This window comes from Pseudactinotalea sp. HY160 (genome assembly GCF_009372055.1).
Classification (GTDB): Bacteria; Actinomycetota; Actinomycetes; order Actinomycetales; family Beutenbergiaceae; genus HY158.
This window is the reverse complement of sequence record NZ_WHMT01000023.1, coordinates 23386-45448: the sequence shown is the minus strand read 5'-3', so window position 1 is coordinate 45448 and position 22063 is coordinate 23386. Positions and strand designations below refer to the sequence as shown.

The window sequence follows — 22063 nt, the reverse complement described above, 5'->3', positions numbered from 1 at the left end:
CCTCGGGCAAGTTCACCGCGAACGCGGCCTGGCTCGTTCTGGCCGCGATCGCGTTCAACCTCACCCGCGCCGCCGGGGCCCTGGCCTCCCTCTTCCACGCCCGGGCCACCACCGCGACCATCCGAGAACACCTCATCCGCGTCCCCGCCCGGCTCGCCCGCTCGGCACGACGGCTGATCATGCACCTACCCCGGAACTGGGCCCATCAAGGCCCCTGGGAAGCGCTCTATGTCGCTGCCTGCGGGCCACCCCCAGCCCCGAGGACCTGACCACCGGCCCCCACGGGCACGACCGGAACACAAGTGGAAAAGCCGGGCAGACCGGCAGCCCCGCCATGCCCACACGACCCGACCCGCCAGAACCCGGACCTCACACCATCACCACGACCCGAACGGTGGATCCAGGCTCAGGCGTCGGCCGACCCCTCGCGGTAGATCTTCGCCCGGGAGATGAGCCCGCCGGCGAGGTCGAAGACGGCGAGGAGTGCGGCGCTCCTGTCCGCACCGTCGTGGTTCCAACGCTCGATCATCTCGACCGCGACGACGGCGCCGCCGTCGATCACCCGCACGAGCTCGAGTCGCGGCGTGATCGAGGCCATCGCGGTCTCGAAGAATTCGCGCAGTTCGCCGCCGGGCACCGTGTAGTCGCCGGTGACCCACGTCGCCCCCGGGGCGAAGTCGGCGAGGAGGGCGGCGGCGTCCCCGGCATTGAAGGCGTCGAGGTGGCGGCGGACGAGGTCGGCGGTGGAGGTCACCGGTCGATCCTAGAGGTCACCGGGTCTTGAGGCCGGCAGCCCAGAGCGCGGCCGGCAGTCCAGAGCCCGGCCCGAGTAAGGGGCGGGGAGCCACGGTCCGCTGCCGGTCCCTGTGTGCCAGGCCGTGACTGGGATGATTCGACCACTTCATCGGTAGTCCGGGGCACCCACATACCCGGGCGAGGTGGGACTGGGGCGATTCGACCACGTCATGGGTAGTCCGGGGCACCCACATGCCCGGGCGGGGTGCGACTGGGATGATTCGACCACGTCATGGGTAGTCCGGGGCACCCACATGCCCGGGCGCGCCGTGTGCACACGCAAAATCGGCCGCCCACCCGCAGGTGGACGGCCGATTCGATGCCGAGGCCCTCAGTTGGCGCGGGTGACCTTGCCGGCCTTGAGGCAGGAGGTGCACACGTTCATGCGCTTCGGCGTGCCGTTCGTGACGGTGCGAACCTTCTGGATGTTCGGGTTCCAGCGACGCTTGGTGCGCCGGTGGGAGTGCGAGATGCTGTGGCCGAAGCTCGGGGCCTTGGCGCAGACGTCACACGTAGCAGCCACGGTGTCTCCTTAGTCGTTGCTCGCCACACGGTATCTAGCGGCGGATCGTATGGTCGGGCGGTCGCGTCAGCGGTGCATACCCGGCCAGAATGAGGTCATAGCCTGCGAACAGGCAACCGGTCCATCGTAGCGGACGCCCGCTCCATCCCCAACTTCCCGGGGGCCCGCGGCGTGTGAAGCACCTCACCGGCGTGTCCCCACCAGCCACTACCATCGAGGATATGCCCGCGGCCAAGGATTCAGCGCTCAACTCCGAGCGCTCCGAGCTCGAGCGCCTCTTCGGCAAGCGCCTCGCCGCCGACCTCGCCACCCTCGACCTGCACACGGTCGACGGCCTCCTCCATCACTACCCGCACCGCTACGTCGAGCACGAGCAGGTGACCCCGCTCAGCCGGGGCCGGATCGATGAGGACGTCACCTACGTCGCCCGCGTGAGCTCCAAGGAGGGCCGGGTGGTCCGCGGCGGCACGATGTATCTGACGACCATCGTGTTCACCGACGGCACGACCGACGTCGGCGCCACGTTCTTCTCCAAGACCGAACACAAGGTGAACAAGTACGTCAAGGAGCTCAAGGTCGGCCAGTACGCGATGGTCGCGGGCAAGCTGAGCCGCAGCAAGTTCGCCGGCGGCCCCGTCCGCGAACTCGTCCACCCCGACGTGCGGCCGCTTCCCACGCCCGCCGGGGGCTCCACCGAGGCCGCCAAGCCCGTGCCGATCTACCCGGCCACGAAGAAGTGCCCGAGTTGGAAGACCGAGCACGCCCTGCGCACGATCATCGACCCGCTCCAACCCGGCGATGTCGCCGACCCCATCCCGGGCGAGCTGCGCGCCGAGCACGGCCTCATGAGCCTGCACGACGCCCTGCGCCACGTGCACCAGCCCGCCACGATCAACCACGCCCACCAGGCCCGCCACACCCTGCGCTTCCATGAGGCCTTCGTGCTGCAGTCGGCGCTCGCCCGTCGCCGCCTCGACGCGCGCCGGTTCGACGCCGACCCCCGCCCGCCCGTGGCCGGTGGCCTGCTCGACGCCCTCGACGCCCAGCTGCCGTTCACGCTCACCGCGGCGCAGCGCGAGGTCGCCGCCGAACTGGGCGACGATCTCGCCGGGGCCCATCCGATGCAGCGGCTCCTCCAGGGGGAGGTCGGCTCCGGCAAGACCGTGGTCGCGCTGCGGGCGATGCTGCAGGTGGTCGACGCCGGGGGACAGGCCGCGCTGCTCGCCCCGACCGAGGTGCTCGCCCAGCAGCACGCCCGCTCGATCGAGGCCCTGCTCGGGCCGCTCGCCGACCCGATGGCGGCCGGCCTCCTGCGGCCCGATGGACCCCGCACCCGGGTGGCGCTGCTCACCGGCTCGATGGGCGCGGCACCCCGCCGAGCCGCGCTCCTGGCGGCGGCCTCGGGAGAGGCGGGGATCGTCGTCGGTACGCATGCCCTGCTCGGAGAACACGTGCAGTTCGCCGACCTCGGCCTCGTGGTCGTGGACGAGCAGCACCGGTTCGGCGTGGAGCAGCGCGACGTGCTGCGCACCAAGGCCGCGAAGGTGCCGCACACGCTCGTCATGACCGCCACCCCCATCCCGCGCTCGGTCGCGATGACCGTCTTCGGCGACGTCGACACCTCGACCATGCGCGAGCTTCCGGCCGGCCGGGCGCCGGTGGCCACCCACGTCGTCTCGCAGAACCGGCCCGGCTGGATGGAGCGCGTGTGGGCCCGGGTGGCCGAGGCGGTCGCGGCCGGCGGCCGGGCGTACGTCGTGGCCCCGCGCATCGGCGAGGACGGCGGCGGGCCTGCCGGGGCCGCTGGGTCGGCCGGGGCCACTGGCTCCACTGGATCGGCTGGGTCGGCCGGCGACACCGACGGCGTCGACCTCGTGACCGAGGAGGGCGCGGAGAAGGCGGCGAGCGATCTCATCGCCGTGCTCGAGCTCGCCCCGCAGCTGGCCGCCGAGCCGGCGCTCGCCGGGATCGGGATCGGCATCCTGCACGGCCGCCTCGCACCGGAGGAGAAGAACCGGGCGATGGCCGACTTCTCCTCCGGTACGGTGCCCATCCTCGTGTCGACCACCGTGATCGAGGTCGGGGTGGACGTGCCGGAGGCGACCGTCATGGTCGTCATGGACGCGAACTTCTTCGGCCTGTCGCAGCTGCACCAGCTGCGGGGCCGGATCGGCCGGGGGGATCGCGGCGGCACGTGCTTCGTGGTCGCCCGCTCCGGGGGGCAGGTCTCGAAGCAGCGCCTCGACACGTTCGCGGGCACGAACGACGGGTTCGCACTCGCGGAGGCCGACCTCGCCTATCGTGGCGAGGGGGATGTGCTCGGCCGCTCCCAGTCCGGCCGGGACAGCTCGCTCAAGCTCCTGCGCGTGATCGAGGATGCCGACCTCATCGAGGCGGCCCGCGTGGCCGCCTGGGCGATCATCGAGTCCGATCCCGACCTGGCGGCCCACCCGGCGCTCGCCCGGGCCACCCTCACCCTGATCGACCCCGACAAGGAGGAGTTCCTCGATCGTGCCTGAGAAGAAGAAGCGGACCGCGCCGCTCATCGCCGCCCACGACGTGCTCGTGGGCTACGGATCGACCACCGAGTCCGCCGTCTGCCCGCCGATCAGCGTGACGGTGCGCGAGCGACGCTCGCTCGCGATCGTCGGCGCGAACGGCACCGGCAAGTCCACGTTCCTGCGGGCCCTCGCCGGGCAGCTGGCCGTGCTCGCCGGGCGCATCGAGGTGTTCGACCGGGCCATCGACGAACGCAGCGCCGAGTTCCGCCGGGACGTGGCCATCGTGCTCGACGACGACTCCTACCTGCCGGCCCTCACCGTGCGCGAGCACCTCCTGCTCACCGCTCGGGGCCACGGGGTCGAATCGGCGAGCGCGCTCGTGACCGAACTGCTCGAGGACTTCGGCCTCACCCCGCGCCAGCACGCACTGCCGACCGCGCTCTCCTCGGGGCAGCGGCGCCGGCTGCTGCTCGCGGCCGGATTCGTGCGCCCGCGCCACCTGCTCGTGCTCGACGAGCCGGAGCAGCGCCTCGACGCCGGCATGCGCGACCGGTTGACCGAGCGGCTCGCCGGGGAGACCGCCGTGTTCGCCACCCACGACCCGGTGCTCGTGCGCGGCGCCGCCTCCGCCGCCCTCATCCTCGCCGAGGACGAGGTGCGCGTGGTCGACCCGGAGACGGGGGCGGCAGCCATCGAGGAGCTGCGGTGAGCGTCACCGGCGCGCACATCCGCGGGCTCACCCGGGCGGCCACGAAGGCCCACGGCGGCGGCAAGTCCTCCGACCTGTTCGGCGACGTGTACGTCATCGCCATCAACATCGCCATCGCCCTCGGCATGGCCGTCGGGCTCCTCAACTATCTCAACGCGACCATCCGCAGCCACGACGCCGCGGCCGGGATGAACCCGCTGTGGTTCACGCTCAGCCTGGCCGTCGCGTTCCTCGGGGCCGCGATCGGGCTGGCGGCCCGGCTCGGGCCCGTCAACCTGAGCGGCGGACAGGCCGCCTGGTGGTTGCCGATGCCGGTCGACCGCGGCGGCCTCGTGCGGCCCCGGTTCTTCCTCGTACTCGCCCTCGGCGCCGCGCTCGGCGCCCTCGGCGGCGTTCTGTTGTCGGCGCTCGCCTCCGGCACGGTCGTGTGGGGCCTCGTCGCGGCCGCCGCGCTCGTGCTGCTGCTGGCCGTCACCGCCACTGCGGGCGCGCAGACCCGCCCGCGGACGCGCCGCCGCCCCGGCGCGATCGTGATCGGCGACGTGCTCATGGCGATCTCGCCGGTGCCGGTGCTCCTCGCGGTCGTGTTGACCGCGGAGCCCCGGATCCCCGGCGTCGCCGGCGGGTGGCCGGCGCTCGCCGTGCTCGCCGCCCTGACGCTCGCGAGCATCGTGGCGGTCACGCGCCGACTCGGGCGGATCAGCGGCAACGACCTGCGTGAACGCGGCGCGGTAAGCAGCTATGCCGGCGGGGCCGTCACCTCCCTCGACACCCGCGAGCTCGGCCGGGCGCTCAACGCCGCCACCGCGCCCGACCGGCGCCGCCGCTCCCTCGGCTTCGACTGGGTGCACGGCCCCGTCGCCGCCGTCGTCACCGCGGATGCGCTCCTGCTGCTGCGGTCCGGCCGGGCCATCATCCAGATCCTCGTGGCCGCGCTCATCCCGCTCACCGTGGCCTGGTCCGGGTGGCCCGTGTGGGCCGTCATCGTCGCCGTGCTCCTCGGCGGGCTGCTCGCCGCCTCCGCGACCGGGGAGGGGGCCCGCCGGGCGGAGATGGCCCCCGTGCTCGATGCGGTCTTCCCCCTGTCCGCGGCCACGATGAGGCGCGCGCGGTTCGTCGTGCCGGCGATCGTGTCGACGGCGTGGCTGCTGCTCGTGATCGGGCTCGGCTGGGCCTGGGCGGAGCCGCCGCTCGCCGGCTGGCTCGTGCTCGCCCTCGTCGCCGGGCCGCTGTACGGGGCGGGAGCGCTGCGCTCGGCCTACCGCAAGCCCGTCGACTGGTCGAAGCCGCTCGTGCACACCCCCGGCGGCATGGCGATCCCGCCCGGGGTGTTCGGCGCGGTCTCGGCCGGGCCCGACGTGGTCGTGCTCTGCGGCCTGCCGCTCTGGCTCGCGATCGGGGCGTTCGGGCCGAGCCCCGTCGTGATCATGTTCCAGCTGGCCGCCACCCTCATCGCGTACGCGATCGGCACGCACGTGAAGAAGAAGGACTGAGGAGGGGCCGTGGCCACGAGAGAACCGGCGATGTCGCCGTCCGACCTGCCGGTCGAACAGTTGCTCGACCGCGCGACGGGCCCGCGGCGCGCCGAGGCCGATGAACTACTCGCGATCCACGCCGAGATCACGGGCGAGGGGCCCGTCGTGTGGGCCGGGCGGATCCTCGGCTTCGGTGAGGTCTCCTACCGCTATGACAGCGGGCACGACGGGCGGATGCCGCTGCTCGCCTTCGCGCCGGGGCCGAGGCAGCACACGGTCTACTTGGTCGAGGACTTCGCACAGCGGTGGCCCGAATTGCTCGAGCGGCTCGGCGCACACCGGGCGAGCAAGGCGTGCCTCTACTTCACGCGCCTGGCGGGCGTCGATCGCGACGTGCTCCGGGAACTGCTCGAGCGCTCGCTGGACGAGACCCGTGCCCAGTGGTCGGCGCCATGACCCGCATCATCGCCGGGGACGCCGGCGGCCAGCGGCTCGAGGTACCCGCCCACGGCACCCGACCCACGAGCGACCGGGTGCGGGAGGCGATCTTCTCCCGGCTCGAGCACGTCGACGCGATCTCGCGGGCGCGGGTGCTCGACCTGTACGCGGGCTCGGGGGCGCTCGGGCTCGAGGCACTCTCGCGCGGGGCCGAGAGCGTGGTGTTCGTCGAAGCGAACCGGGCCGCGGCGGAGGTGATCCGCCGGAACGTGGCGCGCCTGGGCTACGGAGGCCGGGCACGCGTCGTCCATACGAGCGTGGCGAGCTTCCTCGCCGGCACGGCCGGGGAGCCGTTCCACACGGTGCTCGGCGACCCGCCCTACGACCTGGACGAGGCGCCGGCCGTGCTCACCGCCCTCGAGCCGTGGCTCGGACCCGAGTCGGTCGTGCTGTGGGAGCAGTCGGGGCGTGCCCGCCCGCCCGCCTGGCCCGACGGGTTCGTCGACCTCGGCGCGCGCCGCTACGGGGAGACGACCGTGCACCTGGCCGAGGTGCCCGGCTGAGGTTCACTCGCCGGTGACGAGCGGCACGAACACGTACCGGCCGGTCTTCGCCACCACCACCGCCCGGCCGCCGCGGCGCTCGACCACGGTCATCGTTCCCCGCACGGGAAGCACGAGCCGGCCGCCCTCGCGCAGCTGAGCCACGAGCCCGCCCGGAACCCGCGGGGCGTCGGCCGAGACGAGGATCCGGTCGTACGGCGCCTGCTCCGGCCAGCCGAGCACGTCGATCGCCCGGTGCACACGCGCCCGCCGCCAGCCCGCGGCGGCGACGTTCGCCCCGCCCCAGCGCGCCAGGTCCGCGCGCAACTCCACCCCGTCGACCCGGCCGGTCGGGCCGACGAGCGCCGCGAGCAGCGCCGTGGTCCACCCCGAGCCACTGCCCACGTCGAGCACCCGGTCCCCGACCGACACCTCGAGCAGGAGGAGCATGGCCCGCACGGTCGAGGGCTGGGAGCAGGTCTGCCCGCCCGTGAGCACGAGCGGCTCGTCGAGTCCGGCGAACGGGCGGGCCGGGGAGGGGAGGAAGTCCGCGCGCGGTGCGGCGGCCATCGCCGCCTCGACCCGCGCGGCCGGCGTGGACACCGCCACTCACCCCGATTCGGATCGGAATCACACTCGAAATGCGTCGGTCCCGATCCTACGCGGGCCCCGGACGCAGCGGGAGAGGTCCGCGGTCCCCGCGTCGAATGCGGGAACATGTGCGCACACCCGGGCGACGTGCTAGCTTGGCCGGAATTGATTCATGGAATTCGCGGAGGCAACGGAGCACTGCCGCCTGCGGCTATGACGCCGACCAGGCCCGGAGATCGGCGCCATCGCCTTCGAGTACTCGGAAAGTTGATACATGACAGCATCACGGCACGAATCGATTCCCCCTGCCCTCGAGGTCCCTGCCCTCGAGGTCTCTGCCCTCGAGGCCGAGGCGATCGAGTCGACGCTCATGACCGTGTTGACCGCGTTCAGCACCGGCACTGCGGCTGGCATCTCGGCCCACTACACCGCGGACGCGGACTGGACGAACGCGTTCGGCACCCGGCTCAGCGGCGGCGCCGCGGTGGAGGACTACCTGGTCGGCCTGTTCGCGAACGAGCGGTTCGCGGCCGGTGAACTGGCCGGCCCACCGGAGGTGCGCATCCAGGCGCTCGCCGACGGGGTCGTGGTCGCGCACATCGTCACCGTGATCGAGGGCCAGCAGGTCCACGACGGTTCACAACTCGGTACCCGCACCACGAATTCACTGCATATTCTCCAGCGGCAGGAGTCGGGTCACTGGAAGATCGCGACCCAAATATTCGCCGATGCACGCACCGAGACGACTCACGTCGCCTGACCCGACCGTTCAGCGAGAGCCGAGAAAACATGTATATCGTGACGATCCTGTCATTCTTCGTCGTGCTTCCCACGGTGAGCATCCTGATCGAGTGGGCCGTGCGTCCGCAGCGCCGCGACCTGCTCCTCCTCATCGGCCGGTGGATCGTGTTCTGGGCGGTCGGCATGCGACTGTTCACCGCGGGCCTGAGCCAGGCGATGCGACCGGAATACACCGCCGAGGTCATCTTCGACGTGACCAGCCCCGTCGTGCTCCCGTTCATCCAGGAACTGGGCTTCGCCAACCTCGCCCTCGGCCTCGTGGCCATCGTGAGCGTGCTCAAGCGTGAGTGGGTGGCGCCGGCGGCGCTCGCCGGTGCGATGTTCTTCGGCCTGGCCGGGCTGCGTCACGCGCTCGTGGCCGAGGACGCGACCGGCACCCGGATCGTCGCCCTGGCCTCCGACCTGTTCATCTTCGCGGTGCTCACCGGATACCTGCTGCGCCGCGGCATCCGCTCACGGTCCCGAGCGCGAGGCGAACGACGTCGTCCCCACGCGGACGAACCGGCACCGTCCGCCTCGGGCTCCTGAGCGGGGCCCGGGCGCTGCCCCGCGGTGCCCCGGGCGGAGGCCGCCGGCAGGGTACCGTGGACCCGTGATCAACCGCATCGCCGTCTGTCCGGGCTCCTTCGACCCGGTCACCCTGGGGCACGTCGATCTCGTGCGCCGTGCCACCGCGCTCGCCGACGAGGTGGTCGTGGCCGTCGGCACCGGCTACGGAAAGAACGCCCTCCTCGCCCCGGAGCAGCGCCGCGACCTGTTCGCCGCCGCCGTGGCCGACCTGCCCGGCGTCCGGGTGGAGCTCATGCCCGGCCTGCTCGTGGACCTGTGCCGCGAGGTCGGCGCGCGCGCCGTGATCAAGGGGATCCGCGGGGGAGCCGACTACGACCACGAGCAGCCGATGGCGCTCATGAACCGTCACCTGGCCGGGATCGAGACCGTGTTCCTGCCCGCCGACCCGACGGTCGCCCACATCTCCTCGACCATGGTGCGCGACGTCGCCCGCTACGGCGGCCCGATCGCCGACCTCGTGCCCGCCGGCGTCGAGGACGCCGTGCGCGCCGCCCTCGCCGACCGCAAGGAGCAGCGATGACAGACCAGCCCGACCGGCCCACGCCGGCCGAACGCGACGGCGACTCCCTCCTGGCCGTGCTCGACCAGCTGAACGAGCTCGTCTCCACCGCCCGGGCGATGCCGATGTCGGCCTCCGCGCTCGTCAACCGGGCCGAGGTGCTCGACCTGCTCGCCTCCGCCCGGGGCGTCGTGCCCGACCAGATCACCCGGGCCGACCGGCTCGTGGCCGACGCCGACGCTGTCCTGGCCGGGGCCCGCGCCGAGGCCGACCGCATCCTGGCCGAGGCGCAGGCCCGGGCCGGGGTACTCGTCTCCTCCGAGGCCGTCCTGCGGGAGGCTGAACGGCGCTCGGGCGAGCTCGTCGCCCAGGCCGAGGCCACGGCGGAGAAGCTCGCCCGCGACGCCGACGACTACTGCGACCGCCAACTCGCCCAGTTCGAGATCGACCTCGGCTCGATCGGCGCCCAGGTCGCGGCCGGGCGCGCCCGCCTGGCCGACCGCTCCCTGCCCGCCACCGACGAAGGAACCCCGTGACCACCTCACCGTTCGTGATCGACACCCATGACCTGGGCCGGCGTGCGGGCTCGATGCGCACGGAGCGCCGGGTCGTGCCCAGCCTCGCACCCCTCGGCACCGAGGTCATCGGCATCCCCGAGGGCACCCCGATCGAGATCGACGTGCGCCTCGAGGCCGTGATGGAGGGTGTGCTCGTGACCGGTACGGCCACCGTCACCGCGACCGGGGTGTGCGGGCGCTGTCTGCGGCCGTTGACCGAGGAGATCACGGTCGACGTGAGCGAGCTCTACGCCTACCCCGACCGCGCCACGCACCACGGCGAGGTCGCCGACGAGGACGAGGATCCGCTCCCGGTGCTCGTCGGGGAGAGCCTCGATCTCGAGGGCCCGCTCGTGGATGCGCTCGTGCCCGCGCTTCCGTTCCAGCCGCTGTGCCGGCCCGACTGCGCGGGACTGTGCCCCGAGTGCGGCGTGCGACTCGACGAGGCCGAACCCGGCCACGCCCACGCCGAGCCGATCGACCCGCGCTGGGCCGCGCTCACGGCGCTGAGCGAACCCGACGAGGACCGGGAGAAGTGACCGCGGCGCCCGAGCTGACCGCGGCCCTGGGAATCGAGCTCGACCCCGACCTGCTCGTGCTCGCCCTGACCCACCGCAGTTTCGCCCACGAGGCCGGCGGCATCCCCACGAACGAGCGCCTCGAGTTCCTCGGCGACTCCGTGCTCGGCCTCATCGCGACCGAACGCCTCTACCGCGACAACCCCGACCTCGACGAGGGCGAGCTCGCCAAGATGCGCGCCGCCTCCGTCTCTCAGCACTCGCTCGCCGCGATCGCCCGCGGCCTCGGCCTCGGCGGCTACGTTCTCCTCGGCAAGGGGGAGCTGACCACCGGCGGCCGCGACAAGGACTCCATCCTGTGCGACACGCTCGAGGCGGTCTTCGGAGCCGTCTACCTGTGCCACGGCCTCGAGGAGACACGCCGCGTGATCGAGGGGCTGATCGCCGAGACGCTCGCCCGCGCCGGCCGCCTCGGCGCCGGCCTCGACTGGAAGACCAGCGTGCAGGAGCTCGCCGCCCGCCGGAACCTCGGCGCCCCCACCTACGAGGTCGAGGGCAGCGGCCCCGACCACGACCGCCGCTACACCGCCCGCCTCCTCATCGCGGGCCAGAGCCACGGCGCCGGCGAGGGCACGAGCAAGAAGGCGGCCGAGCAGCGCGCCGCCGAGGCCGCCTACGTGAGCCTGACCACGCCCGAGCGGGGCTGATGCCCGAGCTGCCCGAGGTCGAGACGATCCGCGCCGGGATCGCCGATCACGCCGTCGGCGGGCGGATCGAGTCGGTCGAGGTGTTCTCCGATCGCGCGATGCGCCGCCAGCAGGGTGGCCGCGACGAGTTCGCCGCGCTGCTGGCCGGCCGCACGCTCACCGGCGCCCGCCGCCGCGGGAAGTTCCTGTGGCTCACCCTCGACCACGAGGGGGAGGAGGCCCTCCTCATCCACCTCGGCATGAGCGGGCAGGTGCTCGTGCGAGAGCGTACGGACGACGCAGCTCACCTTCCCGCGCATGCGCGGGTGCGTCTCACGCTCGCCGGTAGCCCCGGTAACACAGGTAGCCCCGGTAGGACAGTGGAGCTGCTGTTCGTCGACCAGCGCACGTTCGGCTATATGTGGGCCGGGCCGCTGACGCCCGAGGGCCTGCCCGAGCCCGTCGCCCACATCGGCCGCGACCTGCTCGACCCGGCACTCGCCGCCGGCACGGCTGACTATTCGGAGCTCGTGCGCGCGATCCGTGGCACCGGCCGCGGGATCAAGACCGTGCTGCTCGATCAGCGGGTCCTCTCCGGCATCGGCAACATCTACGCCGACGAGGCGCTGTGGCGGGCCCGGCTGCACTACGCCACCCCGGCGGAGCGGCTGCGACCGAGCCGGGCGGGTGAACTGCTCGAGTCCGCCCGGGACGTGCTGACCGAGGCGCTCGCGGCGGGCGGCACGAGTTTCGATGCGCTCTACGTCGACGTCGCCGGCGATTCCGGCTACTTCGAACGGGAACTGGCCGTCTACGGGCGCGAGGGCCTGCCGTGCGGGCGGTGCGGGCGCGCCATCGTGCGCGAGCCGTGGGCCAACCGCTCCTCCTTCCGGTGCCCCGCCTGCCAGCGGAAACGTTAGTCGACGCCTGACTGATCGTTGGTGCTGACGACAGCTCGACCCGTCCATACGAGATTCGGGCGGCGGTGGAACGGATAGGGGCGGACTCGGGCCGCGGGCGCGCCTGCGACGAGATCCGCGAAGGGTACCGGCGCTACGGCATCGGCAGCCATCTCGTGTTCTACGTCGAGATGGCCGACAGCGTCGACATCGTGCGGCATCCTGCACCGGCGCATGGGCCCGACGCGACACATGTAGGCCGGCGTCGATGACGAGCCCGGTCTCCCTCGGGACACGATTCCCGTGGTCGGCGAACCGTGCCGCGGCGGCGCGACCGCACGACCTCCGCGACGAAGAAGCGTGAGAACGCGCGGTGCGCGGCGCTGTGCGGGAGGATGCAGAGTTCGCCCTGGGCGGCGCCCGTTCCCGGATGTCCGCGAGCGAGAGGGTGCCCGCATCCGTGCCCGGCCGTGATGGTCGAGTTCGAGCCTGCCGGTTCGGCGTCGTGGCCCATCGACTCGGACGCTCGTAGAAGCGTGGCGACAAAGGTCGTCATAACGACCATATATGGCTGCTATCTTAGCCATAAGCGACGGAGGGAGTGTGTCATGGGTGGGTACCGGATCGGCCGTGAGCTAGCCGAGTTCGGCGAGCATGTGCGTGGCTGGCGCATGGTCCTCGGACTCACCGCGCAGCAGGTGGCCGAGCGCGCCGGCATCACGCGAGACACGCTGCGCAAGGTCGAGTCGGGAGACCCCGGTGTGGGTTTCGGGAACGTCGCGCAGGTGCTGCGCGCCCTCGGTGTGCTCGATCGGACGGTCCAGGCGGTCGACCCGCTCGGCAGCGACATCGGGCGTCTGCGGGCCGGAAAACTCGCGAAGAGACGCGCACGATGACCACGGTCGACGTCGTGATCGACCGGGCCGGAGAGTCGATCCTGGTGGGGCAGGCGCATTTCACCAGGGAGCGTAGCCGGATCTCCACCACGTTCCTCTACGACCCGAGCTACCTGGCCGGCGACGGGATGAGTATCGACCCTGCGCTGCCGCTCGTCTCGGGGGCGCAGCATCAGCCCGGTCTCGTGCGGGCCTTCGCCGACAGCGCTCCCGACCGCTGGGGCAGGAATCTCATCGAGAAGGCAGAGCGCGCCCGTGCCCGCGAAGAGGGCCGAGCCTCGCGCCGACTGGACGACCTCGACTTCCTCCTGGGTGTCAGCGACGACGCGCGTCAGGGAGCCCTGCGATACCGGATCGCCGGCACCTCGACGTTCGTCGGCAACGCGTCGCACGTCCCACAGTTGGTCTCACTCCCGGCGCTGCTGCATGCCTCCGACGACGTCGCCGCGGACGACAATCCCCGTGAAGCCGTCAAGCAACTGCTCGACACAGGCACGACCGGGCTGGGCGGTGCGCGTCCGAAGGCGTCTGTTCGCCTCGAAGACGGTGCGTTGGCCATCGCCAAGTTCCCCCACTCCGGCGACCGGTGGGACGTCATGGCGTGGGAGGCGACAGCGCTGGATCTACTGGAGTCGGCGGCCATCCGAACACCCACCCGGCGGCTGACACGAGTGGGCGAGCGCAGCGTGCTCATCCTGCGACGATTCGACCGCACCGACGACGGGCACAGAGTCGGCTACATCAGCGCGATGACCGCGCTCGGCGCCTCCGACGGCGACCAGCGCGACTATGCCGAGATCGCCGAGGCGATCCGAGACCTCTCGCTCTCCCCGAAGGCGGACCACCGAGCGCTCTTCGATCGTGTGGTCGCATCCATCGTTCTGGGGAATACCGATGACCACCTCCGCAACCACGGCTTCCTCGCAGATCGCGGCTCATGGACGCTCAGCCCGGCCTTCGACGTGAATCCCAACCCGGATCCGTGGAAGGCGCGCTCGACGGCGATCTTGGGGGCCGACGCGCTCCCCGACGAAGCTGAGGCATTGCTGCCGCTGGCCGAGGAATGCGCCCTGAGCGCCGACGAGGCGCGCGCCAGGATGCTCCGCATCCTGGCGGTGACGGCCGACTGGCGCGGCGCAGCGCGGAGGAACGGCATTCCCGAGCGGGAGATCGAGATGATGGCGGAGTCGATCGACACTCGATCGGCGGCCGTGGCCGGCGCGGCGGGAGCGGCCTGACAGTGGTGCGACCGCTCGTCGTCCACGCGAGCCGAACGGGGTGGAGGGTTCGACAGGCCGTCGCCGCGCGAATCGGGACGAGGGGCCGCGGTCCCGGTCACAGCTGCGAATTCCATCGCGACAGGGCCCGCCCGCCCTTGTAGGGGGCGAGCACGCTCACCGTCCCGGTCGCCAACGGGAACGAGTCGCCCAAGCCGAAGTCGAGCCCGAGCCAGCACAGGGTCATCGCCCGCAGGCCGTGACCGTGGCCGAAGCAGAGCACGCGGTCCAGACCCGACCCGGCGGCGCGGTCGATCACCCGGGTGAGGCGGGCGCGCACCTGCTCCGCCGTCTCGCCCCCGGGAACGTCGCCGGTCCAGATGGTCCAGCCCGGCCTCTCGGCGCGGATGTCGGCGCTTGTCACCCCCTCGTAGTCGCCGTAGTCCCATTCGACGAGGTCCTCGCAGAGCTCGACCCGGTCGGCGGAGAATCCGGCGAGCTCGGCCGTGCGCCGGGCACGCAGCCGCGGACTCGAGAGCACCAGATCGAACGCGGCGGGATCGAGCCGGCCCTTGAGCGACTCGGCCTGCCGCACCCCGATCTCGGTCAGGTCCAGGTCGGTGACCGAGGTATGCCGCCCGCTGCGGCTCCACGCGGTCTCGCCGTGGCGAACCAGATAGATCTCTGTCATCGGCGATTCCTCGTGCGCGCTCTCATCGGTCTGTTCCAGACCACCACGGTCGCGGCCTCGACGACAAGGGATTCGCCGGGCCGGAATCGGCCGGCGCCCGCCCGGCGGGGCTCGGGCGGATAGGCTGAGCGCCGTGACCAACCAGATGCCCGGGAGCACCGACATCCCGGTGATGATCGTCGACGACCACGAGGTCGTCCGCCGCGGGATCGCCGAGGTGATCGACCGCTCCGACGGCCTGCAGGTCGTCGGCGAGGCCGGCTCCGTGGCCGAGGCCGTCCGGCGGATGATGCTCGTGCGCCCGGCGGTGCTACTCGTCGACCTGCAGCTGCCCGACGGCACCGGCATCGACATCATCAACGCCGCCACGCGCGACCTGCCCGAGGCCCGCAGCATCGTGCTCACCTCCTTCGACGACGACGAGGCGGTGAGCGAGGCCCTGACCGCCGGCGCCAAGGCGTTCCTGCTCAAGAGCGTGCGCGGGGCCGAGATCGCCGAGGTGGTCCGGGCCGTGGCCGCCGGCCGGGTGCTGCTCGACCACCGCACGATCACCCGCCACCAGAGCGAGGACGACCCGACCGCCGACCTGACCAAGTCCGAGCGGCGGGTGCTCGAGCTCATCGCCGAGGGGCTGACGAACCGCGAGATCGCCGACCGGCTCGGCGTCGCCGAGAAGACCGTGAAGAACCACATCACCTCGCTCCTGTCCAAGATGGGACTCGAGCGGCGCACCCAGGTCGTCGCCTGGGTGGCCGGGCGACGCGGCGGTGCCTGGCGACGGAGGGACTCATGACCGACCCGCTTCAGGACCGGCTGCGCGCGGAGGTCGCCGGCCTCATGCCCCGTGCCTTGGACGAACTGCGCGCCCTCGTGGCGCTGCGGTCCGTGGCGGACGCGCAGGTCGAGGATCCCCGTGAGCTCGAGCTCGCGGCCCGCTGGGTCCGGGACGCGCTGGCCGCCGAGGGGCTCGAGGCTCGGTTCGCCCGCACTCCCGACGGCACGGACGCCGTCATCGCGACCTACGACGGCCCGCCCGACTCCCCGCGGGTGCTGCTCTACGCCCACTACGACGTCCAGCCCGCCCACGCCGAGGAGTGGACGAGCGACCCGTGGGACCTGACCGAACGGGACGGGCGCCACTACGGCCGCGGCGCCGCCGACTGCAAGGGCAACATCCTCGCCCACCTCACGGCCCTGCGCGCGTGCCGGGCGCTCAGCGGAGACGGCTACCCGTGCTCCCTCACCGTCGTGGTCGAGGGCTCCGAGGAACAGGGCACCGGCGGCCTCGAGGACTGCGTGCGCGACCACCCGGAGGAGTTCGCGGCCGAGGTCGTCATCATCGGGGACGTCGGAAACATCGCCGTCGGAGTGCCGACGCTCACGGTCGCCCTGCGCGGGATGGCCGACACGATCGTGCGCGTGCGCACCGGCAGCGGACAACTCCATTCGGGAGCGTTCGGCGGCGCCGCCCCCGACGCGCTCGCGGCCCTCATCGCCATGCTCGCGAGCCTGCGCGACGCCGACGGGAACACGACCATCGACGGGCTCGCCGCCGACGGCGTCTGGGAGGGCACGCAATACGACGAGGAGACCTTCCGCGCCGATGCGGGCATCCTGCCCGGGGTGCGCCGGATCGGCAGCGGGACGATCTCCGACCACCTGTGGGCCCGTCCCGCGGTCACCGTGCTCGGAATCGACGCCCCCGCCGTGATCGGTTCGGTGCCGTCGGTGCAGCCCGCCGCCGCGGCCCGCGTCAGCCTCCGCGTGCCACCCGGTCAGGACCCGGGGCAGGCACAGGAGGCGCTCGTCGAACACCTGCGAGGGGCCGCGCCCTGGGGCGTGCACGTCGAGTTCGAGCGGGTCGGCCTCGGGCGCCCCTTCGCCGCCCGACAGGACACCCGCGCGTTCGAGCTGCTCGCCGGCGCGATGGCCGACGCCTTCGACGCGCCCACGCAGACCTCCGGCCAGGGCGGATCGATCCCGCTCACCGCGGCCCTCGCCGACGCCCACCCGGAGGCCTCGATCGTCCTCGTCGGGGTGGCCGAGCCGGCGAGCCGCATGCACGCCGAGGACGAGTCGGTCCACCCCGACGAGATCTCCCACCTCGCGCTCGCGGAGGCGCTCTTCCTGCACCGTCTCGCCGCTCACGCCGACTGACCGGGCCGATTGCGGGCGGGCCCGGGCCCGCCTACCGTGGATCGGATGGAGGCGAGGATCGCCGGGTCGGCCGTGCACTACATCGAGCACGGAGACGGCATGCCGATCCTCGTGCTGCACGGCGCGGGGGTCGATCATCGCGAGATCGGGGTGGCGCTCGAGCCCGCGTTCGCCGCGGCCCCGCGCGATCACCGGCGCCTGTACCCCGACCTGCCGGGGATGGGGCACACGCCGATGCCCGCGGCGGTCACGAGCAACGACGACGTCCTCGACCTCCTCATCGGATTCGCCGGCGAGGTCATCGGTGACCACCCGTACCTCGTCGTGGGCCATTCGTACGGTGCGTACCTCGCCCGGGCGCTCGCCGACGCCGAGCCGGACCGAGTGGCCGGCCTGGCGCTCATCGCCCCGGTCGGTGCGGGCACCGAACAGATGGCTCCGCGCCCGCAGCACCGTGCGCTGGTCTCGACGGTCGACGCCGAGCGGGAGCTGGCAGCGGACCTCGCCGAGACCTACCGCACCTATTTCGTGCTGCAGACCCCGCAGACCCTCGAGCGTCACCGCCGGTACATCGCCCCGTCGGCGGCGCTGGTCGACTGGGCCGGCCTGACGAGGGTGTTCGCGAACTGGACGCTGCGCGACCGGCGGAGGGCGCCGGCATCCGACGACCGACCGGTCCTCATCCTCGCCGGCCGGCAGGACTCGATCGCCGGCAGCGCCCACGCGCAGTCCCTCGCCGACCACTACGCTCGCGCGACCGTCGGCGTGCTCGACCGCGCGGGCCACGCCCTGCTGCACGAGCAGCCCGGCCTCGCCGCGGCGCTCCTGCTCGACTGGCTCGATCGCTGCGACGGGTCGTCGACTACGTGAGGTGCGCTGCGCCGTCCGTACGCTCGTGCGGCCCGTCGCCGAACGCATGGACGCCGGTGCTCCAGTCGGGCCGCGGCGTGTCCGGCCCCGCATAGGGCCGGTCGCCGTAGCAGGCCTGGAGGCGCGCGAGCTCGGCGCGCAGCTCGGCGAGGATGTCGGCGTAGGCCGGATCGCCCGCGACGTTGGTGACCTCCTCGGCGTCGGCGGCGAGGTCGTAGAGCTCGTGCTCCGGCTCGAAGCGCCGGTCCGAAGAGCCGGGGGAGCCGAGCCCGTCGCCGTAGTAGTGGATGTACTTGTACCGGTCGGTGCGCACGCCGTAGTGGGCGGGGGCGTGATGGACCGGGTCGTCGTGCTCCCAGTACCGGTAGTACATCGACGTGGGCCAGTCCTCGACCTGCTCCCCGCGCAGGAGCGGGCGGAAGCTGCGGCCCTGGGAGGTCGGCAGCACCTGCGACGGCTCGAGCCCGCACGCGTCGAGGAACGTGGCGGCGAAGTCCACATTCGTGATGATCTCCTCGCGGCGGGTGCCGGCGGGGATCTCGGCGGGCCAGCGCAGCAGCATCGGCATCTGCAGCGACTCCTCGAACATGAGCCGCTTATCGAACCAGCCGTGGTCGCCGAGGAAGAAGCCCTGGTCGGAGGTGTAGACCACGAGCGTGTCCTCGGCCAGGCCCGCCTCGTCGAGGTGGTCGAGCAGCGCCCCCACGCCGTCGTCGACCGCCTGCACGGTCTGCAGGTAGTCGCGCAGGTAGCGCTGGTACGTCCAGCTGGTGCGCGCCCGGGTGTTCTCGGGCCCGAGGAGCTCGGGGGGCACGTCCTCCTTGATGTCGTCGCGGGTGAGGTCGTCCGCGATCGACATCCGCACGTCCCGCACGGCCCGACTCATGGTGGAGTGGTCGTCGAAGAGGGTGGCCGGCTCGGGCAGGTTTCCGTCGGCGTACAGGTGGCCGTGCCGGGGGTGGGGGATCCACGGGCGGTGCGGGGCCTTGTGGTGGACCATGAGGCAGAACGGCCGATCGCCGTCGAGCGAGCGCAGCCACTCCAGGCTCAGGTCGGTCACGATGTCCGTCGCGTATCCGGGCACGTCCACGGGGCCGGCGGCGGTGACCATCTCCGGATCGACGTAGTCCCCCTGGTCGGGGAACACCTGCCAGGAGTCGAAGCCGCGGGGCCGGGACGCCTCCGACTCCCCGAGGTGCCACTTGCCGAAGATCGCCGTCGCGTACCCGGTCGCCTGCAGGGCCTCGACGAAGGTGGGAACGCGGTAGTCGAACTCGGAGTAGATCGACGGGGAGCCGTTGACGTGGCTGTAGGTGCCCGTGAGGATGCTCGCCCGCGACGGGGTGCACAGGGAGTTCGTGCAGTACACCGACCCCATGAGCACGCCCTCGGTGGCGATCCGGTCGAGGTTCGGGGTCCGGTTCAGTCGGCCGCCGTACGCCGAGATCGCGTGCGCGGCGTGATCGTCCGACATGACGAAGACCAGGTTGGGTCGGCGCCGCGGAGTCGCCGTCATGTCGGCCGAGTGGGTCTCGGCCGGCAGTGCGGAGGTCCGCTCGGCGTTGAGCCGGGCCTGTTCCCGCAACGCGCCGATCCGGCGGCGCTCCTCATCGAGTGCATCCATGGGATCGCTCGTCATCGGATGTCCTTCCGGTTCGACTGCTGGGGCGGGGTGGCCCCGCTCAGGGCATGGGTTCAGGGGCGGCGGGTGATGAGCCCGTCGGGGGTGGCGGGCACCGGACCGGGCCAGGTGCCGAGCCGGTCCAGGTTCTCCCGGGCCCCGAGCCCGGAGTCGGCGCGCACGCCGTCGTGTCCCGGCAGCCACACCTCGGTCACGGAGTAGCCCGTCTCGGGATTGAAGCGACCGAGATCGCCGCCTGCCGGAAGCCAGCCGGCCGCCCGCGCGGCGGCGGGACCATCGAACGGATCCTCGGGCGAACTGCGCACCGCGATCGTGATCGCCGCATTCGGCATATAGCCCTGCCGCACGGACCAGGCCGACTCCACGAGGTAGGTGATGAGCGCGGGGCCGCGGCCGACCGTGTATCCGGCCGCGAGTGAGAAGCGGAGGGCGACCCCCACGTTTCCCTTGGTATTGGGCTCCCAGCCGCTGATCGACACGTCCTCGATGCCCGGCAGCGCCCGGATCGCCGACTCCATATCGGCGCGGGCCCACCCGCCCGAGGGGGCGTCATGCGGCAGGTCGGCGTTGCTCCACGTGTCCTCCGGCCCGCCACAGCCCGCCAGGCCCAGCACCATGATCCCGGCCAGGCCCGCGCGCAGGAACGAACGTCGGCTACCCATAGCGCACCGTGTCTCGGAAGCGGAACGACACGTCCTCCCAGATCGCCTTGTCGGAGATGAGGGCATTGTCGTCAGCCATCCTCACCTCGCCGCTCGTGCGGTCCCGCCGGTCGAAGCGTCCTGAAGGGCACGGTGCTCATATTAACGGTGCTCACATGAGGGGAACGGTCGCGGCCCGGGGCGGTCCTCATCCCAGCCGGGCGTCCCAATGCAGGAGGCTGCCGCCGGTCTCGCCGGGGCCGAACATGAACGTGCCCCCGTGCCGGCGGGCCCGGGAGCCGAGGTTCGCCAGGCCGGAGGCGCGGGTGCGGGCGGGGTCGATGCCCACCCCGTCGTCGGCCACCTCGATCTGCACGCTCCGGGGGCTGAGGTCCACCTGCACGTGCACCGAGGAGGCGCGCGCGTGCCGGGCCGCGTTGGCGAGCCCCTCACGCACGACCGCGACGATGTCGTCGGCCAGGTCGCCGCCCACGAGGGCGGCCAGCTCGTTCACGTCGTCGCGGGGGTCGGAGGGCGTGACCACGAGCGAGGGCGCGAAGCCCAGCCCCGTGCGGGCGAGCGAGGTCTCCCGCTGCAGCCGTTCGAGGATCGGGGCGGCCTCGTCGTCGCTGCGGATCGAGCGCACGATCGCCCGGATCTGGCGCACGGAGTCGTCCACGCCGTCGAGCGCCTCGGTGAGCGCCTGGTGCACGGTCGAGTCGGTGACCGATTCGCGGGCCTTGCTCAGCTGCAGCCCCGTGGCGAACAGCTGCTGGATGGCCAGGTCGTGCAGGTCGCGCCCGATCCGGGCGCGCTCGTCGAGCAGCGTGGCCCGGTCCTGGGCCGCGCGGGCCTCGGCGAGCTTGAGCGCCAGGGCCGCCTGGCCCGCGATCGACTCGGCGATCGTCAACTCGTCCTGCATGAACTCGGGTGCCCCGAGCCGGCGCAGCAGGGCGATGACGCCGAGCGCGTTCCCGTCGGCCAGGAGCGGGGCATAGAGCGCCGGTCCGTAGCGCCCGAACTCGGGAACCCGCAGCGAGGGGGTGCGTGAGAACGAATCGACCACGAGCCCGGCACCGGAGGAGAGTACGCTGCGGGCCCGGCCCTCCGCCGGCATGACGATGCCGAGCAGGTCCGCCGTCTCCGGGCCGTCGACGATCTCGATCACCCAGTCCCCGCCGACCCCCGGCAGCACGATGCAGGCCGCGTCCGCGTCGGCCACCTGCCGAATCCGGGAGGCGATGAGCGCGAGGGCGTCCTCGGGATCGGGATCCTGCAGCAGGGCCGAGGTGATGTCGTGGCCCGCCTGCAGCCACCGCTCCCGCGTGCGCACCGCCGTGTACAGGTCGCTGTTCTGCACGGCGACCGCGGCCGCGGAGGCGAGCAGGTGCATCGAGTCGGTGTCGGCCTCGGTGAAGCCGCCGTCCTTCTCCGCGACGTACAGGCGCCCGTAGGCCTCCCCGGCCACGTGGATCGGCACCCCGAGGAAGGTGTGCATGATCGGATGGTGCTCGGGGAATCCGCCGAAGTCCGGGTGGGTCGTCAGGTCCTCGAGCACGAGGTGGCCGTCCGGCGGGATCGCCGCGAGCACGCCCCGGCCCTCCGGATGCCGCAGGGTCGCGACGAGGTCCGGGTCGAGGCCGTGGCTCACGAACGGATCGATCTGGCCGATCGAGTCGAGCACGCCGATCGCCGCGTACCGCGCGCCCGTCAGGTGACACGCCGCGGTGACGATCTCTCCCAGGACCTCGTTCAGGTCGAGGTGGGACGTGACGGTGAGCAGGGCGTCGATGATGCGTTTCACGGCGGCGGCCTCACGGTCTGCTGGGGCGGGTCGCCGGTCGG

At 72.4% G+C, this 22063-nt stretch carries 26 protein-coding genes; 19 read left to right on the top strand and 7 right to left on the bottom strand.

Going from position 1 to position 22063, the window contains the following annotated elements; translation table 11 throughout:
• On the top strand, positions 1 to 269 hold a 269-nt coding region (locus GCG21_RS14635), incomplete at its 5' end, for a transposase (protein ID WP_227993896.1).
• A gap of 137 nt (positions 270 to 406) precedes the next feature.
• On the opposite strand, the gene GCG21_RS14630 is transcribed toward GCG21_RS14635, so the two are convergent.
• Positions 407 to 754 carry a nuclear transport factor 2 family protein gene (locus GCG21_RS14630; protein WP_152910409.1) on the bottom strand — a complete coding sequence of 116 codons (348 nt, stop codon included), beginning with the start codon at positions 752 to 754 and terminating at the stop codon, positions 407 to 409.
• 372 nt (positions 755 to 1126) lie between these two features.
• Positions 1127 to 1318: a 50S ribosomal protein L28 gene (gene rpmB, locus GCG21_RS14625; RefSeq protein WP_153877658.1), complete on the bottom strand. Its 192-nt coding sequence runs from the start codon at positions 1316 to 1318 to the stop codon at positions 1127 to 1129.
• Positions 1319 to 1539: 221 nt separating this feature from the next.
• Here rpmB and GCG21_RS14620 point away from each other — a divergent pair, with 221 nt between their 5' ends.
• Genes GCG21_RS14620 through rsmD form a run of 5 tightly spaced genes read left to right on the top strand, consistent with a single transcriptional unit; the run spans position 1540 to position 7004 of the window.
• Positions 1540 to 3837 (top strand): ATP-dependent DNA helicase RecG, encoded by a 2298-nt coding sequence (locus GCG21_RS14620; RefSeq protein ID WP_152910408.1) that lies wholly within the window; start codon positions 1540 to 1542, stop codon positions 3835 to 3837.
• Complete coding sequence (locus tag GCG21_RS14615) at positions 3830 to 4528, top strand: ATP-binding cassette domain-containing protein (RefSeq protein WP_153877660.1); 699 nt, start codon at positions 3830 to 3832, stop codon at positions 4526 to 4528. Before GCG21_RS14620 ends, GCG21_RS14615 begins: the two co-directional genes overlap by 8 nt.
• Positions 4525 to 6021, top strand: a complete 1497-nt coding sequence (locus GCG21_RS14610) for a DUF6297 family protein (protein ID WP_152910407.1) — start codon at positions 4525 to 4527, stop codon at positions 6019 to 6021. Before GCG21_RS14615 ends, GCG21_RS14610 begins: the two co-directional genes overlap by 4 nt.
• Before the next feature lie 9 nt (positions 6022 to 6030).
• A complete protein-coding gene (locus GCG21_RS14605) occupies positions 6031 to 6459 on the top strand; it encodes a DUF1801 domain-containing protein (protein WP_370517540.1) in 429 nt (142 codons plus the stop codon).
• A complete protein-coding gene (gene rsmD / locus GCG21_RS14600) occupies positions 6456 to 7004 on the top strand; it encodes a 16S rRNA (guanine(966)-N(2))-methyltransferase RsmD (RefSeq protein ID WP_152910406.1) in 549 nt (182 codons plus the stop codon). The genes GCG21_RS14605 and rsmD overlap by 4 nt, the downstream gene beginning before the upstream one ends.
• Positions 7005 to 7007: 3 nt before the next feature.
• On the opposite strand, the gene GCG21_RS14595 is transcribed toward rsmD, so the two are convergent.
• Complete coding sequence (locus GCG21_RS14595; protein WP_370517539.1) at positions 7008 to 7586, bottom strand: protein-L-isoaspartate O-methyltransferase; 579 nt, start codon at positions 7584 to 7586, stop codon at positions 7008 to 7010.
• Positions 7587 to 7848: 262 nt separating this feature from the next.
• On the opposite strand from GCG21_RS14595, the gene GCG21_RS14590 reads away from it, so the two are divergent.
• The 10 genes from GCG21_RS14590 to GCG21_RS14545 all read left to right on the top strand — a co-directional run bounded on the left by GCG21_RS14590 (position 7849) and on the right by GCG21_RS14545 (position 14238).
• Positions 7849 to 8334: a DUF4440 domain-containing protein gene (locus tag GCG21_RS14590; RefSeq protein ID WP_152910405.1), complete on the top strand. Its 486-nt coding sequence runs from the start codon at positions 7849 to 7851 to the stop codon at positions 8332 to 8334.
• 38 nt (positions 8335 to 8372) lie between these two features.
• Positions 8373 to 8903 carry a DUF6790 family protein gene (locus GCG21_RS14585; protein ID WP_152910404.1) on the top strand — a complete coding sequence of 177 codons (531 nt, stop codon included), beginning with the start codon at positions 8373 to 8375 and terminating at the stop codon, positions 8901 to 8903.
• A gap of 64 nt (positions 8904 to 8967) precedes the next feature.
• Positions 8968 to 9465, top strand: coding sequence for a pantetheine-phosphate adenylyltransferase (gene coaD, locus GCG21_RS14580; RefSeq protein WP_153877666.1), 498 nt, complete (start codon positions 8968 to 8970; stop codon positions 9463 to 9465).
• Positions 9462 to 9980: a hypothetical protein gene (locus GCG21_RS14575; RefSeq protein WP_152910403.1), complete on the top strand. Its 519-nt coding sequence runs from the start codon at positions 9462 to 9464 to the stop codon at positions 9978 to 9980. Before coaD ends, GCG21_RS14575 begins: the two co-directional genes overlap by 4 nt.
• On the top strand, positions 9977 to 10540 hold the full coding sequence (locus GCG21_RS14570; protein WP_370517538.1) for a DUF177 domain-containing protein: 564 nt from the start codon (positions 9977 to 9979) through the stop codon (positions 10538 to 10540). Before GCG21_RS14575 ends, GCG21_RS14570 begins: the two co-directional genes overlap by 4 nt.
• Positions 10537 to 11226 (top strand): ribonuclease III, encoded by a 690-nt coding sequence (gene rnc, locus GCG21_RS14565; RefSeq protein WP_370517537.1) that lies wholly within the window; start codon positions 10537 to 10539, stop codon positions 11224 to 11226. Before GCG21_RS14570 ends, rnc begins: the two co-directional genes overlap by 4 nt.
• Positions 11226 to 12125: a bifunctional DNA-formamidopyrimidine glycosylase/DNA-(apurinic or apyrimidinic site) lyase gene (mutM, locus tag GCG21_RS14560; protein WP_152910402.1), complete on the top strand. Its 900-nt coding sequence runs from the start codon at positions 11226 to 11228 to the stop codon at positions 12123 to 12125. Before rnc ends, mutM begins: the two co-directional genes overlap by 1 nt.
• An 11-nt stretch (positions 12126 to 12136) precedes the next feature.
• Positions 12137 to 12376, top strand: coding sequence for a type II toxin-antitoxin system RelE/ParE family toxin (locus tag GCG21_RS17370; RefSeq protein ID WP_152910413.1), 240 nt, complete (start codon positions 12137 to 12139; stop codon positions 12374 to 12376).
• A 336-nt stretch (positions 12377 to 12712) separates the two neighbouring features.
• A complete protein-coding gene (locus tag GCG21_RS14550) occupies positions 12713 to 13000 on the top strand; it encodes a helix-turn-helix domain-containing protein (protein ID WP_152910401.1) in 288 nt (95 codons plus the stop codon).
• Positions 12997 to 14238, top strand: a complete 1242-nt coding sequence (locus tag GCG21_RS14545) for a type II toxin-antitoxin system HipA family toxin (protein WP_152910400.1) — start codon at positions 12997 to 12999, stop codon at positions 14236 to 14238. Before GCG21_RS14550 ends, GCG21_RS14545 begins: the two co-directional genes overlap by 4 nt.
• Before the next feature lie 97 nt (positions 14239 to 14335).
• Here the strand turns inward: GCG21_RS14545 and GCG21_RS14540 are convergent, their stop codons facing one another.
• Positions 14336 to 14908 (bottom strand): histidine phosphatase family protein, encoded by a 573-nt coding sequence (locus tag GCG21_RS14540; protein WP_152910399.1) that lies wholly within the window; start codon positions 14906 to 14908, stop codon positions 14336 to 14338.
• Positions 14909 to 15080: 172 nt separating this feature from the next.
• Here GCG21_RS14540 and GCG21_RS14535 point away from each other — a divergent pair, with 172 nt between their 5' ends.
• From GCG21_RS14535 to GCG21_RS14525, 3 genes are read left to right on the top strand one after another with little or no spacing between them, the layout of a single operon-like run.
• Positions 15081 to 15701, top strand: a complete 621-nt coding sequence (locus GCG21_RS14535; RefSeq protein WP_227993900.1) for a response regulator transcription factor — start codon at positions 15081 to 15083, stop codon at positions 15699 to 15701.
• Entirely contained in the window at positions 15698 to 17065 is a 1368-nt protein-coding gene (locus GCG21_RS14530; RefSeq protein WP_152910398.1) for a M20/M25/M40 family metallo-hydrolase, read from the top strand. Before GCG21_RS14535 ends, GCG21_RS14530 begins: the two co-directional genes overlap by 4 nt.
• A gap of 45 nt (positions 17066 to 17110) precedes the next feature.
• Positions 17111 to 17935, top strand: coding sequence for an alpha/beta fold hydrolase (locus GCG21_RS14525; RefSeq protein WP_152910397.1), 825 nt, complete (start codon positions 17111 to 17113; stop codon positions 17933 to 17935).
• Here GCG21_RS14525 and GCG21_RS14520 read toward each other — a convergent pair.
• The 3 genes from GCG21_RS14520 to GCG21_RS14510 form a co-directional block, all read right to left on the bottom strand.
• Positions 17928 to 19574 carry a sulfatase gene (locus tag GCG21_RS14520; RefSeq protein ID WP_227993893.1) on the bottom strand — a complete coding sequence of 549 codons (1647 nt, stop codon included), beginning with the start codon at positions 19572 to 19574 and terminating at the stop codon, positions 17928 to 17930. The two genes, GCG21_RS14525 and GCG21_RS14520, sit on opposite strands and share 8 nt — an antisense overlap.
• A gap of 56 nt (positions 19575 to 19630) precedes the next feature.
• Entirely contained in the window at positions 19631 to 20239 is a 609-nt protein-coding gene (locus GCG21_RS14515; RefSeq protein WP_152910396.1) for a hypothetical protein, read from the bottom strand.
• Positions 20240 to 20426: 187 nt separating this feature from the next.
• Positions 20427 to 22022 (bottom strand): GAF domain-containing protein, encoded by a 1596-nt coding sequence (locus tag GCG21_RS14510; RefSeq protein ID WP_152910395.1) that lies wholly within the window; start codon positions 22020 to 22022, stop codon positions 20427 to 20429.
• Between the last annotated feature and the right edge of the window lie 41 nt (positions 22023 to 22063).

What these genes read in the sequence shown, in the direction of transcription:
- GCG21_RS14620 (WP_152910408.1), top strand. Translation starts at nt 1,540, where the DNA reads ATGCCCGCGGCCAAGGATTCAGCGCTCAACTCCGAGCGCTCCGAGCTC.
- rsmD (WP_152910406.1), top strand. Translation starts at nt 6,456, where the DNA reads ATGACCCGCATCATCGCCGGGGACGCCGGCGGCCAGCGGCTCGAGGTA.
- GCG21_RS14590 (WP_152910405.1), top strand. Translation starts at nt 7,849, where the DNA reads ATGACAGCATCACGGCACGAATCGATTCCCCCTGCCCTCGAGGTCCCT.
- GCG21_RS14575 (WP_152910403.1), top strand. Translation starts at nt 9,462, where the DNA reads ATGACAGACCAGCCCGACCGGCCCACGCCGGCCGAACGCGACGGCGAC.
- mutM (WP_152910402.1), top strand. Translation starts at nt 11,226, where the DNA reads ATGCCCGAGCTGCCCGAGGTCGAGACGATCCGCGCCGGGATCGCCGAT.
- GCG21_RS14550 (WP_152910401.1), top strand. Translation starts at nt 12,713, where the DNA reads ATGGGTGGGTACCGGATCGGCCGTGAGCTAGCCGAGTTCGGCGAGCAT.
- GCG21_RS14545 (WP_152910400.1), top strand. Translation starts at nt 12,997, where the DNA reads ATGACCACGGTCGACGTCGTGATCGACCGGGCCGGAGAGTCGATCCTG.
- GCG21_RS14540 (WP_152910399.1), bottom strand. Translation starts at nt 14,908, where the DNA reads ATGACAGAGATCTATCTGGTTCGCCACGGCGAGACCGCGTGGAGCCGC.
- GCG21_RS14535 (WP_227993900.1), top strand. Translation starts at nt 15,081, where the DNA reads ATGATCGTCGACGACCACGAGGTCGTCCGCCGCGGGATCGCCGAGGTG.
- GCG21_RS14530 (WP_152910398.1), top strand. Translation starts at nt 15,698, where the DNA reads ATGACCGACCCGCTTCAGGACCGGCTGCGCGCGGAGGTCGCCGGCCTC.
- GCG21_RS14525 (WP_152910397.1), top strand. Translation starts at nt 17,111, where the DNA reads ATGGAGGCGAGGATCGCCGGGTCGGCCGTGCACTACATCGAGCACGGA.
- GCG21_RS14520 (WP_227993893.1), bottom strand. Translation starts at nt 19,574, where the DNA reads ATGACGAGCGATCCCATGGATGCACTCGATGAGGAGCGCCGCCGGATC.
- GCG21_RS14515 (WP_152910396.1), bottom strand. Translation starts at nt 20,239, where the DNA reads ATGGGTAGCCGACGTTCGTTCCTGCGCGCGGGCCTGGCCGGGATCATG.